At 70.6% G+C, this 12,877-nt stretch carries 11 protein-coding genes and 3 tRNA genes; 4 read left to right on the top strand and 10 right to left on the bottom strand.

Annotated elements, in window-relative coordinates:
- Positions 1 to 44: 44 nt before the first annotated feature.
- Both leuD and leuC read right to left on the bottom strand, forming a co-directional pair.
- Positions 45 to 641: a 3-isopropylmalate dehydratase small subunit gene (gene leuD, locus ACWPOB_RS18165; RefSeq protein WP_100058693.1), complete on the bottom strand. Its 597-nt coding sequence runs from the start codon at positions 639 to 641 to the stop codon at positions 45 to 47.
- A 25-nt stretch (positions 642 to 666) separates the two neighbouring features.
- Entirely contained in the window at positions 667 to 2,085 is a 1,419-nt protein-coding gene (leuC, locus tag ACWPOB_RS18160; protein ID WP_455401676.1) for a 3-isopropylmalate dehydratase large subunit, read from the bottom strand.
- A gap of 130 nt (positions 2,086 to 2,215) precedes the next feature.
- Between leuC and ACWPOB_RS18155 the strand changes: the two genes are divergently transcribed.
- From ACWPOB_RS18155 to ACWPOB_RS18145, 3 genes are read left to right on the top strand one after another with little or no spacing between them, the layout of a single operon-like run.
- Positions 2,216 to 2,920, top strand: coding sequence for an IclR family transcriptional regulator (locus ACWPOB_RS18155; protein WP_029544405.1), 705 nt, complete (start codon positions 2,216 to 2,218; stop codon positions 2,918 to 2,920).
- Between the two features lie 37 nt (positions 2,921 to 2,957).
- Positions 2,958 to 3,500: a pyridoxamine 5'-phosphate oxidase family protein gene (locus ACWPOB_RS18150; RefSeq protein WP_100059246.1), complete on the top strand. Its 543-nt coding sequence runs from the start codon at positions 2,958 to 2,960 to the stop codon at positions 3,498 to 3,500.
- Between the two features lie 49 nt (positions 3,501 to 3,549).
- Positions 3,550 to 3,717, top strand: coding sequence for a DUF5302 domain-containing protein (locus ACWPOB_RS18145; protein WP_006934262.1), 168 nt, complete (start codon positions 3,550 to 3,552; stop codon positions 3,715 to 3,717).
- 53 nt (positions 3,718 to 3,770) lie between these two features.
- On the opposite strand, the gene ACWPOB_RS18140 is transcribed toward ACWPOB_RS18145, so the two are convergent.
- From ACWPOB_RS18140 to ACWPOB_RS18120, 5 genes are all read right to left on the bottom strand, one after another.
- Positions 3,771 to 3,846, bottom strand: a tRNA-Glu gene (locus ACWPOB_RS18140).
- Positions 3,847 to 3,905: 59 nt separating this feature from the next.
- Positions 3,906 to 3,981, bottom strand: a tRNA-Glu gene (locus ACWPOB_RS18135).
- A gap of 95 nt (positions 3,982 to 4,076) precedes the next feature.
- A tRNA-Gln gene (locus ACWPOB_RS18130) sits at positions 4,077 to 4,148 on the bottom strand.
- 173 nt (positions 4,149 to 4,321) lie between these two features.
- Complete coding sequence (gene gltX / locus ACWPOB_RS18125; RefSeq protein WP_455401675.1) at positions 4,322 to 5,794, bottom strand: glutamate--tRNA ligase; 1,473 nt, start codon at positions 5,792 to 5,794, stop codon at positions 4,322 to 4,324.
- Between the two features lie 80 nt (positions 5,795 to 5,874).
- Positions 5,875 to 6,651 (bottom strand): fumarylacetoacetate hydrolase family protein, encoded by a 777-nt coding sequence (locus ACWPOB_RS18120; protein WP_455401674.1) that lies wholly within the window; start codon positions 6,649 to 6,651, stop codon positions 5,875 to 5,877.
- A 114-nt stretch (positions 6,652 to 6,765) separates the two neighbouring features.
- Here ACWPOB_RS18120 and ACWPOB_RS18115 point away from each other — a divergent pair, with 114 nt between their 5' ends.
- Positions 6,766 to 7,938, top strand: coding sequence for an MFS transporter (locus ACWPOB_RS18115; protein ID WP_455401673.1), 1,173 nt, complete (start codon positions 6,766 to 6,768; stop codon positions 7,936 to 7,938).
- 45 nt (positions 7,939 to 7,983) lie between these two features.
- Here ACWPOB_RS18115 and ACWPOB_RS18110 read toward each other — a convergent pair whose 3' ends face one another.
- From ACWPOB_RS18110 to ACWPOB_RS18100, 3 genes are all read right to left on the bottom strand, one after another.
- Entirely contained in the window at positions 7,984 to 8,994 is a 1,011-nt protein-coding gene (locus ACWPOB_RS18110) for a 3-isopropylmalate dehydrogenase (protein ID WP_455401672.1), read from the bottom strand.
- Between the two features lie 78 nt (positions 8,995 to 9,072).
- Complete coding sequence (gene serA / locus ACWPOB_RS18105) at positions 9,073 to 10,665, bottom strand: phosphoglycerate dehydrogenase (RefSeq protein WP_455401671.1); 1,593 nt, start codon at positions 10,663 to 10,665, stop codon at positions 9,073 to 9,075.
- 442 nt (positions 10,666 to 11,107) lie between these two features.
- A complete protein-coding gene (locus tag ACWPOB_RS18100; RefSeq protein ID WP_100056875.1) occupies positions 11,108 to 12,814 on the bottom strand; it encodes a SulP family inorganic anion transporter in 1,707 nt (568 codons plus the stop codon).
- Between the last annotated feature and the right edge of the window lie 63 nt (positions 12,815 to 12,877).

Raw genomic sequence — 12,877 nt, 5'->3', positions numbered from 1 at the left:
CGTGTCGTCGGATCCGGCCCGCCCGGGCTCGATTCGGGGCTGGATCAGGGCGCCGGGAGGGTTCGCGGTTTCCAAGACGGCCTTGCGTTTTCGAACTCGGAAATCGCCTCTACCTGCCGTAACGTGAGCCCGATGTCGTCGAGACCCTCCAGCAGACGCCACCGTGTGTAGTCGTCAATGCTGAACGGCACCACGGTGGTTCCGGCGGTCACGGTGCGATGCTCGAGGTCGACCTCCAGCTCCAGCCCCGGCTGTTGTTCGATGAGCTTCCAGAGCAATTCGACGTCCGGCTGCTCGACCTCAGCGGCCAGCAGTCCGGCCTTTCCGGAGTTGCCCCGGAAGATGTCGGCGAAGCGGGACGAGATCACGACGCGGAAACCGTAATCGGACAGCGCCCACACGGCGTGCTCGCGGGAGGACCCGGTGCCGAAATCCGGCCCGGCCACGAGGACACTGCCCCGGTCGAACGGCGGAGTGTTCAGCACGAAGGCCGGATCCGTGCGCCAGGCGGCAAACAGCCCGTCCTCGAATCCGCTTCGAGTGACCCGCTTCAGATACACCGCGGGGATGATCTGGTCGGTGTCGACATTCGACCGGCGCAGCGGAACGCCGATGCCCTTGTGAGTGGTGAAGGCTTCCATCGAAATTCTCCTTCGGTCCCGTGACCTAGTCCAGATCCGCCGGAGCGGAGAGAGTGCCGCGCACCGCGGTCGCCGCGGCGACCTGAGGCGAGACGAGGTGGGTACGTCCGCCCTTGCCCTGGCGGCCTTCGAAGTTCCGGTTCGAGGTCGATGCACAGCGCTCGCCCGGCGCCAGCTGATCCGGATTCATGCCCAGGCACATCGAGCAGCCGGCCTGGCGCCATTCCGCGCCCGCGGCCGTGAAGACCTCACCGAGACCTTCGGCTTCGGCTTGGGCACGAACGCGCATCGATCCGGGCACGACGAGCATACGAACGCCGTCGGCGACCTTGCGGCCCTGGAGAACTTCCGCAACGGCGCGCAGATCCTCGATCCGGCCGTTGGTGCACGAGCCGACGAAGACGGTGTCGACCGGCACCTCACGCAGCGGGGTTCCGGGCTCGAGTCCCATGTACCGCAGCGCCTTCTCGGCCGCGAGGCGCTCACCCTCGTCCGCCATCGCCTCCGGGTCGGGCACCGACGCGCCGAGGGGCGCGCCCTGGCCCGGGTTGGTGCCCCACGTGACGAAGGGCGTCAGGGACGAGCCGTCGATGTGGACCTCGGCGTCGAAAACCGCGTCCTCGTCGGTCTTCAACTGCTCCCACGCGGCCACCGCGGCGTCCCAGTCCGCGCCCTGAGGGGCGTGCGGGCGCCCCTTCAGGAACTCGTAGGTGGTCTCGTCGGGCGCGATCATCCCGGCTCGGGCGCCTGCCTCGATGGACATGTTGCAGATGGTCATCCGCGCTTCCATCGACAGCTTCCGGATCGCCTCGCCGCGGTACTCGAGCACGTAACCCTGGCCGCCGCCGGTGCCGATCCGGGCGATGACGGCGAGGATCAGATCCTTGCTCGTGACGCCGGGCGGCAGTGCGCCGTCGACGGTGATCGCCATGGTCTTGAACGGGCGCAGCGACAGTGTCTGGGTTGCCAGCACGTGCTCGACCTCGCTGGTGCCGATGCCCATCGCCAGGGCACCGAAGGCGCCGTGGGTGGAGGTGTGGCTGTCGCCGCACACCACCGTCATGCCCGGCTGCGTCAGACCGAGCTGCGGTCCGACGACGTGGACGATGCCCTGTTCGACGTCACCCATCGGATGCAGCCGGATGCCGAACTCCTCGCAGTTGCGGCGCAGCGTCTCGACCTGGGTGCGCGAGACGGGGTCGGCGATGGGCTTGTCGATGTCGACCGTGGGCACGTTGTGGTCCTCGGTCGCGATGGTGAGGTCCGGCCGTCGCACGGGCCGATCCGCCAACCGCAGACCGTCGAACGCCTGCGGGCTCGTGACCTCGTGCACGAGATGCAGATCGATGTAGATCAGGTCCGGCTGTCGCGCCGCGCCCTCTCCCGTACCGCGCACGACCACGTGCTGGTCCCACACCTTCTCCGCCAGAGTCTTTCCAGCCATCTTCTCCACCTGTCGTACGTGACGAACGCGGATCCCGTTCTCGGGGCTGTCCCGGGCCGCGAATGCTGTCGTCCCCGCCCGGTTCCGCGTGGGTTATGCTTCCCATTATGCGAGACGGAGGTATCGACCTATGAGACAGCATAGCGGGATCGGAGTGCTGGACAAAGCCATGGCCGTCCTCCATGCAGTGGCGGAGCAGCCCTGCACTCTCACCGAACTGTGCGCCCGCACCGGACTTCCCCGCGCCACCGCCCACCGGCTCGCGGTCGGGCTCGAAGTGCATCGGCTGCTCGCCCGCGACGGTGACGGCCAGTGGCGGCCGGGCCCCGGCCTGGCCGAACTGTCGGCAGGCGCGGGAGACGCACTCGTCGACGCCGCCTCGCTCGTGCTGCCGCGCCTGCGCGAGATCACCGGTGAGAGCGTGCAGTTGTATCGACGGGAGGGCACTCACCGGGTGTGCGTCGCGGCCCTCGAACCCCCGACCGGCCTGCGCGACACCGTCCTCGTGGGGGCCCGGCTGCCGATGACCGCCGGGTCCGGAGCCAGGGTCCTGCTCGCCTGGGCCGACGCCGCGACGCAGCGGGCGATCCTGCCGGAGGCCGCATTCGGCGAGCGGGTGCTCGCCGAAGTCCGTCGCCGGGGCTGGGCGCAGAGCGTCGCCGAACGCGAACCCGGGGTCGCCTCGGTGGCCGCCCCCGTGCGCGATGCCTCCGGGGCCGTCGTGGCCGCGATCTCCGTCTCGGGACCCGTCGACCGCATGGGCCGCCGGCCCGGGGCGCGCTGGGCCGCGGACCTGCTGGCGGCCGCCGACGCGCTGCAGAAGCGACTGCAGTAGTCCGTCCACCCGCCGGCTCCTGTGCGACAGTGCACGGATGGGAACCAACCAGCGCACACAGATCACGATGACCGACGCCGAGATCGGCGACTTTCTCGAACGCAGCCGCGTCGCGACGATGGCGACGGTCGGCCCCGGCGGCCTCCCGCACCTCGTCGCGATGTGGTACGCGGTGCTCGACGGCGAAATCTGGTTCGAGACGAAGCGGAAATCGCAGAAGGCGGTCAATCTGCGGCGCGACAACCGGATCAGCGCCCTGGTCGAGGACGGCCACACCTACGACACCCTGCGCGGCGTCTCGCTCGAGGGGCACGCCGAGGTGGTCGAGGACCGAGACGTGCTGTTCGAGGTGTGCCGCAGCGTGTGGGAACGCTACACCGGCCCCTACACCGCGGAACTGCGCCCTGCGGTCGAGCAGATGATGCACAAGCGCGTCGCGGTGCGGGTCGTCGCGGAACGGACCCGGTCCTGGGACCACCGCAAGCTCGGGATGCCGGCGATGCCGATCGGCGGCAGCACGGCACCGTATCTGTTCGAGGCGCTGGAAAACCGGGCGACAGACGCCGGGTTGCCGAGTTAGATTCCGGGATGTCCCGGACCGAGCTCCGGGTGAGGGAAGGGAGACAGCGATGAACGACCCGAGCGGGGACCGGATCGCGGAGCAGTTCCGCGCAGCCCTCGAGCGCAAGAATCAGCACGCCCGTCGCGGCTCGGACCATCTCGACGGGAGGGCCAAGGCGCAGGCGCCGCACGGCAGCGCCGACCACCGCCGCAATTTCCGGCGCAAGAGCGGATGACGAGCACACACGACGAAGGTCCCTCCGATCCGTGGATCGGAGGGACCTTCGCGTGGTAGCCCCGACGGGATTTGAACCCGCGCTACCGCCTTGAGAGGGCGGCGTCCTAGGCCGCTAGACGACGGGGCCAGGAACTTTCACTGCTCAGAGAAGAACGCCCTTCGAACTCGCGATCGAAGGGCCGTCCGTGGTAGCCCCGACGGGATTTGAACCCGCGCTACCGCCTTGAGAGGGCGGCGTCCTAGGCCGCTAGACGACGGGGCCAGGAACTTTCTTCTCTGTTGCTCCTCCCACCCTGCGGCGGGAAGCTCAGCCAGCTTAACCGGCCGAGGCTCGGTGACAAAATCACCGGGCAGACGCTGGGGTACCAGGACTCGAACCTAGAATGGCTGAACCAGAATCAGCTGTGTTGCCAATTACACCATACCCCAATGGCTTGTTCCGAAGACCTGCCTCGCGGCGCTGCGGCCTCCGTTCCGAACCGAGAAGAAGGTTAGCACCATGGGTGCCCCCAATAACAAATCGCCAGGTCAGAGCGGGTAAATCCACAACCTGCACGACGCCGGGCCGACCGCGGGAGGCGCCGCGGGCGGCCCGGCACCGCTCAGGCGATGTGGGCCCGGGCGGCACGCAGGCGCGTGAGCGAGACGTCCCGGCCGAGCAGTTCCATCGACTCGTACAGCGGCGGGCTGATGTGCGAGCCCGTGAGCGCCACGCGCACCGGAGCGAAGGCCTTGCGGGGCTTGAGGCCGAGCTCGTCGATCAGCGCGACCTTGAGGGCCTCTTCGAGGGCCGCCGCGCTCCACTCGGGCACACCGTCGGCCGCGGCGATCGTCGCGTCCAGCACGGGCGCGGCGTCGGGGCCGAGGTTCTTGGCCGCGGCCGCCTCGTCGAGCGTGAAGTCGGCCTCGTCCACGTAGAGGAACTTCAGCAGGTCCCACGCGTCCGAGAGCACCACGATGCGGGTCTGGACCAGCTCGGCCGCCACCGCGAACCGGGCGTCGTCGACGTCACCGGCGATGTGCCCGTGCTCCACGAGGAACGTCTTCAGCCGGGCCGCGAAGTCGGCCGGTTCGAGCAAGCGGATGTGCTCGGCGTTGATGGCGTCGGCCTTCTTCTGGTCGAACCGGGCCGGATTCGAGTTGACCTTGGCGATGTCGAAGGCGGCGACCATCTCGTCGAGCGAGAAGACGTCACGGTCGTCGGCCAGGCCCCAGCCGAGGAGCGCGAGGTAGTTGAGCAGGCCCTCGGCGATGAAGCCGCGGTCGCGGTGGATGAACAGGTTGGACTCGGGGTCGCGCTTGGAGAGCTTCTTGTTGCCCTGCCCCATCACGAACGGCAGGTGGCCGAACTCGGGCGTGAAATCGGTCACGCCGATGCGCCGCAGCGCCTCGTAGAGCGCGAGCTGGCGCGGGGTCGACGAGAGCAGGTCCTCGCCACGCAGCACGTGGGTGATCCGCATCAGGGCATCGTCGACGGGATTGACGAGCGTGTAGAGCGGGATGCCGTTGCCGCGGGTGAGGGCGAAATCGGGCACGGTGCCGGCCTTGAACGTGGTCTCGCCGCGCACCAGGTCGTTCCACGTCAGGTCGTGATCGGGCATGCGCAGCCGCACCACGGGCTTGCGCCCCTCGTCGCGGTACGCCTGCCGCTGCTCCGCGGTCAGATCGCGGTCGTGGTTGTCGTAGCCGAGCTTCGGGTCGCGACCGGCCGCGCGGTGGCGCGCCTCGACCTCCTCGGGCGTGGAGAACGATTCGTACGCCTCGCCCGCCTCGAGCAGCCTGGCGACGACGTCGAGATGCAGGTCGCGGCGCTGCGACTGCCGGTACGGCTCGTACGGGCCGCCCACCTCGGGACCCTCGTCCCAGTCGAGGCCGAGCCACCGGAGCGCGTCGAGGATCGCCTGGTACGACTCCTCGGTGTCGCGGGCGGCGTCGGTGTCCTCGATGCGGAACACGAAGGTGCCGCCGTGGTGACGGGCGAAAGCCCAGTTGAACAGGGCGGTGCGCACGAGGCCCACGTGCGGGGTTCCGGTCGGGGACGGACAGAAACGAACGCGTACTTCGCTGTTGGTCATGGCTCACTCGGGTCGAGGGATCGAAAAGTCCCCTCCAGGCTAGTCCCGGGCGTGCCGGCCGCGAAGCCGCGGTCCGCCTGCTACCTGCGCTTGGCGGTCACCGGATTCGTCAGCGTGCCGATGCCCTCGACGGTGATCGAGACGGTGTTGCCGTCGACGATCGGCCCGACTCCCTCCGGGGTCCCGGTGAGGATCACGTCGCCCGGCAGCAGCGTCATCACCGCCGAGATCCACTCGATCAGCTTCGGAATGTCGTGCACCATCAACGACGTTCGGCTGCGCTGGCGCGTATGCCCGTCGACCTGCGCGGAGATCTCGAGGTCCGTGGGATCGATGTTCGTCTCGATCCACGGGCCGAGGGGGCAGAACGTGTCGTGCCCCTTGGCCCGCGTCCACTGCCCGTCCTGCTGCTGATGGTCGCGCGCGGAGACGTCGTTGGCGACGGTGTAGCCGAGGACGACGTCGAGGGCCTTCGCGGCCGGAACGTCCTTGCAGGGACGGCCGATGACGACGGCGAGCTCCGCCTCGTGGTGGACGAGGCCGCTGCTCGGCGGGAGCACGATCGGCGCCCCCGGGCCGACGATGGAGGTGTTCGGCTTGAGGAAGATCACCGGCTCGTCGGGAACCTCGTTCCCGGATTCGGCCGCGTGGGCGGCGTAGTTGCGGCCGACGCAGACCACCTTGCTCGCCAGGATCGGCGCGAGCAGTCGGACGTCGGCGAGCGGCCAGCTGCGGCCGGTGAAGGTCGGGGTGCCGAAGGGGTGTTCGGCGATCTCCTTCGCCGTCGCGGCGTCCCCCTCCCCCTCGATGCTGACGAAGGCGACACCGTCCGGGCTGGCAATTCGACCAAGGCGCATGCCGGGGAGTCTATCCGTGTCGCCGCAGGCGGCCCTGCGGACCACGGGGCGCAGGTATAGGCTGCCACCGGGAAGTTCACAATACGGGAATTTTGTTTCAGATAGTGAGATGACATGACGGTTCGGGACATCGGCGCGCGGCGCTGGGTCATCCTGGCGCTCGGCGTGTTCGCGCAGGCGGCCCAGGCGGTCCTCGTCAACGGCGCCGCCTTCCTCATCCCTGCGCTCCACGAGGACCGCGGCCTTACGCTCGCCCAGGCCGGAACACTTTCGGCCGCGCCGATATTCGGGGTCGTGTTCAGTCTCGTCGCGTGGGGTGCCCTGGCCGACCGGTACGGCGAGCGGCGGGTCCTGGCCGCAGGACTCGCCCTGGCTGCGGCGGCCACGGCCGCAGCCGCCGCCAGCGGGACCCTGCCGATGCTCGCGCTCATGCTCGCCCTCGGCGGTGCCGCCGCGGCGAGCGCCAACGCCGCGAGCGGTCGCGTCGTCGTCGGCTGGTTCCCGCCGCAGCAGCGCGGTCTCGCCATGGGGATCCGGCAGATGTCGCTGCCGCTCGGCGTCGCCGTCGCCGCGTTGACCATTCCTCCGCTCGCGCGCGACCACGGAATCGGCTCGGCCCTGGCCTTCTCCGCCGCGGTGTGTGCCGTCGCCGCGGTAGCGTGCGCGATCGGCATCGTCGACCCACCGCGGCCGGAACGCGGCCGGGCCGCCGAACTCGGCCTGCTCGACAACCCCTACCGCGCCGGGCGGTCGCTGCAACGGATCCACGCCGCGTCGGTGCTGCTGGTGGTGCCCCAGTACGTGGTGTGGACCTACGCGCTGGTGTGGCTGATCTCCGATCGCGGCTGGACCGAGTCCGCCGCGGGCCTGGTCATCACCGCCGCGCAGTTCCTCGGTGCGCTCGGTCGCGTCGCCGCCGGCGGGTGGTCCGACCGGGTCGGCAGCCGCCTGCGGCCGCTGCGGCTCGTGGCGCTCTCGGTCGTGCTGTCCATGGCAGCGCTCGCGGCCGCCGCGCTCACCGACTCGGCCGTCGCCGTCGCGCTGCTGATCGTGGCATCGGTGACGACGGTGGCCCCGAACGGGCTGGCGTTCACCGCCGTCGCCGAGATCGCGGGACCGTTCTGGGGTGGCCGCGCGCTCGGCATCCAGAACACCGGCCAGTTCGTCGCCGCGGCGTGCGTGGGTCCCGCGTTCGGCGGGCTCATCGCACTGGCCGGCTTTCCCGCGGCGTTCGCGCTCGCCGCGCTGATCCCGGCCGCCGCGGTGCCCCTCGTCCCCCGCAAATGAGCCGGTGCGGCCTCCCGGACACCGGGAGGCCGCACCGAAACCGGATCAGACGGCGGCCGCGATGCGGTCGCCGACCTCCGTGGTCACGATCGGACCCGTGCCGCGGGCGGCGAGGTCCGCCTCGACCGCACGCTCGACCCGGGCCGCCTCGTCCGCCCGGCCGAGGTGGCGCAGCAGCAGAGCGACCGACAGGATCGCCGCGGTCGGATCGGCGATGCCCTTGCCCGCGATGTCCGGGGCGCTGCCGTGCACCGGCTCGAACATCGACGGGTTGGTGCCGGAGGCATCGATGTTGCCGCTGGCCGCCAGGCCGATGCCCCCGGTGACCGCACCGGCGAGATCGGTGATGATGTCGCCGAACAGGTTGTCGGTCACGATCACGTCGAACCGGCCCGGGTCGTCGACCATGTAGATGGTGGCGGCGTCGATATGGCAGTAGGCCGTCTCGACCTCCGGGAACTCCGCGCCCACCCTCTCGACCGCACGCGTCCAGATGGCACCGGCGTTGGAGAGCACGTTGGTCTTGTGGATCAGGGTGAGGTGCTTGCGCCGGCTCTGCGCGAGCTCGAAGGCGTAACGCACGACGCGCTCGGCACCGAACCAGGTGTTGACCGAGACCTCGGTGGCGATCTCGTGGGGGGTGCCGACGCGGATGGCGCCGCCGTTGCCGGTGTAGGGGCCCTCGGTGCCCTCCCGCACCACCACGAAGTCGATCTCCGGCTGCGCCGCGAGCGGGGACTTCGCCCCCGGGTACAGCCGCGACGGCCGCAGGTTGACGTGGTGATCGAGCGCGAACCGCATGTTCAGCAGCAGTCCCCGCTCGAGCACGCCCGGGGTGACGGACGGGTCGCCGATGGCGCCGAGCAGGATCGCATCGTGCGCGCGGATCGCCGCCAGGTCGGCGTCCGGGAGCAGTTCCCCGGTGGCGTTGTACCGCCGGGCACCGAGGTCGTACTCGGTGGTCTCGAGATCGGGGACCAGCGTCCTGAGCACCTTGAGGGCCTCGGCCGTGACCTCGACACCGATGCCGTCACCGGGGATGACCGCAAGCTTCATGGGCACACTCTCTTCCTCTTCGCGACGACGGCCGCGACCGTGCTCGACGATCGCGGCCATCGGATACAGCGGGGTGGTTCAGGACAGGTCGACCTGCGCGACGCGGGCGTCGAGCTGCTCCACGATCTGCGCGACCTCGGCGTCGCCGACGACCCGGTCGACCCGCAGGATCACCGTGGCGCCGGGGCCCTCCACGTCCTGGCTCAGTGCCGCCGCCTGGATGTCGACCCCGGCGTTGCCGAGGACCGTGCCGAGGACACCGAGCACCCCCGGTCGATCCTCGTAGTGGACGACGAGGTTGTGGCCCTCGGCGCGCAGGTCGAAGCTGCGGCCGTTGATGTTGACGATCTTCTCGATCTGCTGCAGGCCGGTCAGCGCACCGGTGACAGTGGTGACGAGACCGTCGGCGGCCACGGCCCGGACCTCCACCGCGCTGCGGTGGGTGGAGGCCTCGCTGTGCTTGTCGACCTCGACACTCACGCCCCGCTGCTCGGCGAGGGCAGGGGCGTTGACGAAGGTGACCGGCTCGTCGCTGCTGGCGGAGAACAGGCCGCGCAGCGCCGCGAGGCCGAGGATCTCGACGTTCTCGGCGGAGAGTTCGCCACTGGCGACGACCTGCACGTTCTGCACCGCCTCCGGCGAGAGGGTGCCGGCGATCAGGCCGAGCTTGCGCACGAGCTCGAGCCACGGGGCGACCTCCTCGCCGACCGGGCCACCGGAGACGTTCACCGCGTCCGGGACGAACTCGCCGGCCAGGGCCAGCAACACGCTCTTGGCGACGTCGGTGCCGGCGCGGTCCTGGGCCTCGGTCGTGGAGGCGCCGAGGTGCGGGGTGACGACGGTGTTGTCGAGGTCGAACAGCCTCGAGTCCGTGCAGGGCTCGGAGCTGAACACGTCGAGGCCGGCGGCGCGGACCTTGCCGGAGACGAGGGCGTCGTGGAGGGCGGCCTCGTCGATGAGACCGCCGCGGGCGGCGTTGACGATGATGACGCCGTCCTTGGCCCGCGCGAGCCGCTCGGCGTTGATCAGTCCGGCCGTCTCCTTGGTCTTGGGCAGGTGCACGGAGATGAAGTCGGCGCGCTCGATCAGCTCGTCGATGTCGACCAGTTCGATCCCGAGCTGGGCGGCGCGGGCCGGCGGCAGGTAGGGGTCGTAGGCGATGACGTGGGTCTCGAAGGCGGCGAGGCGCTGCGCGAACAGCTGCCCGATCCGGCCCAGACCGACGACGCCGACGGTCTTGCCCAGGATCTCGGTGCCGTTGAAGCTCGAACGCTTCCAGGTGCGCTCACGCAGGGTGCGGTCGGCGGCGGGGATCTGCCGGGCCGTGGCCATCAGCAGCGCCACGGCGTGCTCGGCGGCCGAATGGATGTTGGACGTCGGAGCGTTGACGACCATCACACCGCGCTCGGTGGCGGCCGGGATGTCGACATTGTCGAGGCCGACGCCGGCGCGACCGACGATCTTCAGCTTCGTGGCGGCGGCGAGGACCTCGGCGTCGACCGTGGTCGCCGAACGGACCAGCAGGGCGTCCGCCTCGGGCACCGCCGCGAGCAGCGCGGGACGGTCCGGACCGTCGACCCAGCGCACCTCGACGCCGTCACCGAGCGCATCGACGGTCGACTGCGCCAGCTTGTCGGCGATCAGGACAACGGGACGGCCATTCTGGCTCACGTGCGAACTCCCCTGTGGTTGGTTTGTCTGACGGGTCGTCGACGGCGCCGCACCCCGAGGTGCGCGAATGCAGCCGTGACCGGGCTCAGTTTAGTGCCCGGGCCACGGCCCCGGGGCCACGGCCCCGGAATGGGTTGCCTACTGGTACGAAACGACCCACGGCCGCGGCGCCACGGCCGCGGTCCGTTCGGACCCGAACGCCGGCGAATCCGCGCCGGGGAAGGCCTTCCGGCTCGATCCGGTACCTGGTGCCGCCGTCCCGGCGCGAGCCGCCGTTCGGGGTCCGGAGCGGGACCGTGCGGTGCGGCGAACCTGCGCCCGGGGGAACGTCGCTCGCTCACCGTCGACGAGTTCCGTTCGCACGGGCGCCGTTTCGCCGGGACCCCGCACCTGGACCCGGCCCGGGGCGAGGGGGCCGCGAGGGCGGAACGCCGTGCCCCGGCTATGCGGGACCGGGACCCGCGGTGGAGCGCCGGTGCCGGAACGCGACGACGGCGGTGCGGACCGTCGGATAGAAGCGGTCCCGGGTGAACCGATCTCCCAGCCCGAACCGCACCAGCCGGTCCTTGATCGGACCCTTCATCGCGGCGAAGGCCAAGTGGATGCCCTTGCCGGCCAGGTACCGGTCCAGGTCGACGAGTTCGTCGACGGCGGTGGTGTCGAGGCCGGTGATCGGTTCCGCGGCGATCACGACCCACTCGACCGGTTCGGGCGATTTCGCGACCAGCGAGCGGACGTAGTCGTCGAAGATCGAGCCGTTGGCGAAGAACAGCGGGGCGTCGAACCGCACGAGCAGCAGGCCCGGGATGCGATGCCCCTCGGGGTGGCGGTTGATGTCGTGGAAACCCGCGACGCGGGTGAGTTCGACGAGTTCGGTGCGGTACGGCGACCATGCGTGCCCCACGACGGCGACGAAGGAGAGCCCGATGGCGACGAGAATCCCTTCGAGCACCCCGACGAGCGCCACGCCGAGGAAGGCCGCCGCCGCGAGACCGGCCTCGATCCGGCTCATCCGCCACATGCGGATCACGCCGCGCACGTCGATGAGCGCCGAGGCGGCGACGAGGACGACCGCGGCGAGCGTCGCCTCGGGCAGATAGGCGGTCGCGCCGGGCGCGAGCAGCACGAACAGCAGCACGGCGACGGCGCCGACCACCCCGACGAGCTGGGTGCGGGCACCGTTCTGCTCGGCGACGGGCGTGCGCGACGAACTCGCCGAGATGGGGAAACCGCTGAACAGCCCGGTCGCGACGTTGGCGGCGCCGATGGCCTTCATCTCGGTGCTGCCGTCCACGTCGTCGCCGCGGCGGGCGGCGAACGTGCGCGAGAGCACGCCGGTGTCGGCGAACGCGATGAGCGCGATGCCGGCCGCCGGGCCGAGCAGTGCGAGCACGTCGCCCCAGCTCACCGCCGCCACATCGGGCGTCGGCAGCCCCGACGGCAGCGCCCCGACCATGACGATCTCGTCGGTGAGGCCGAGCAGCGCGGACACCACGCACGCCCCGACCACGGCAACCAGGACACCCGGGATGCGCGCCCGCAGGAGGCGGAACGCCACGATGACCGCCAGGGACGCCACACCGACGGTCGCCGCGACGAGATCGACGTCGCCGGCGGCCACCGCCCGGACGATCGCGGCGGTGTCCTGGAGCAGGCCCGGCTCGTCGATCGAGAAGCCGAGCAGTTTCGGGAGCTGACCGACCACGACGACCAGCGCGATGCCGTTGAGATAGCCGAGCCTGATGGGCTTGGACAGCAGTTCGGTGACGAAGCCGAGGCGCAGGAAGCCGGCGACGACGAGGATCACGCCCACGAGCAGGGCCAGGACCCCCGCGAGCGCGAGCGCCTCCTGCGGGTCACCGGTCGCGACGAGCGGGAGCACCGCCGCGGCGATGAGCGGGGCGAGGGACGAATCAGGCCCGAGCACAAGCACTTTCGACGGCCCCACCAGCGCGTACACCAGCAGCGGGACGATCGTGGCGTACAGGCCGGCGTAGGCGGGCAACCCGGCGGCCGTCGCGTAGCCCATGCCCGCGGGGATGAGCAGCGCGGTGAGTGCCAGGCCGGCGGTGATGTCGGGGCGCAGCCACTCCCGGCGGTAGGTGCGGGCCGTGACGACCCCCGGCAGCTTTCCCAGACCCCAGGACATCAGCGCATTATCCACCCTGGAACGCCGACGGCCCGGCACCACAGCGGTGCCGGGCCGTCGAAG

The organism is Rhodococcus sp. 2H158 (genome assembly GCF_053764755.1).
Note: the sequence above shows the minus strand (reverse complement) of the source record. Positions and strands in the feature narration are given on the sequence as shown.

Excerpts from the sequence above, each read along its gene's own strand:
- leuD (WP_100058693.1), bottom strand. The coding sequence starts at position 641 with ATGGAAGCCTTCACCACTCACAAGGGCATCGGCGTTCCGCTGCGCCGG.
- leuC (WP_455401676.1), bottom strand. The coding sequence starts at position 2,085 with ATGGCTGGAAAGACTCTGGCGGAGAAGGTGTGGGACCAGCACGTGGTC.
- ACWPOB_RS18155 (WP_029544405.1), top strand. The coding sequence starts at position 2,216 with ATGAGACAGCATAGCGGGATCGGAGTGCTGGACAAAGCCATGGCCGTC.
- ACWPOB_RS18150 (WP_100059246.1), top strand. The coding sequence starts at position 2,958 with ATGGGAACCAACCAGCGCACACAGATCACGATGACCGACGCCGAGATC.
- ACWPOB_RS18145 (WP_006934262.1), top strand. The coding sequence starts at position 3,550 with ATGAACGACCCGAGCGGGGACCGGATCGCGGAGCAGTTCCGCGCAGCC.
- gltX (WP_455401675.1), bottom strand. The coding sequence starts at position 5,794 with ATGACCAACAGCGAAGTACGCGTTCGTTTCTGTCCGTCCCCGACCGGA.
- ACWPOB_RS18120 (WP_455401674.1), bottom strand. The coding sequence starts at position 6,651 with ATGCGCCTTGGTCGAATTGCCAGCCCGGACGGTGTCGCCTTCGTCAGC.
- ACWPOB_RS18115 (WP_455401673.1), top strand. The coding sequence starts at position 6,766 with ATGACGGTTCGGGACATCGGCGCGCGGCGCTGGGTCATCCTGGCGCTC.
- ACWPOB_RS18110 (WP_455401672.1), bottom strand. The coding sequence starts at position 8,994 with ATGAAGCTTGCGGTCATCCCCGGTGACGGCATCGGTGTCGAGGTCACG.
- ACWPOB_RS18100 (WP_100056875.1), bottom strand. The coding sequence starts at position 12,814 with ATGTCCTGGGGTCTGGGAAAGCTGCCGGGGGTCGTCACGGCCCGCACC.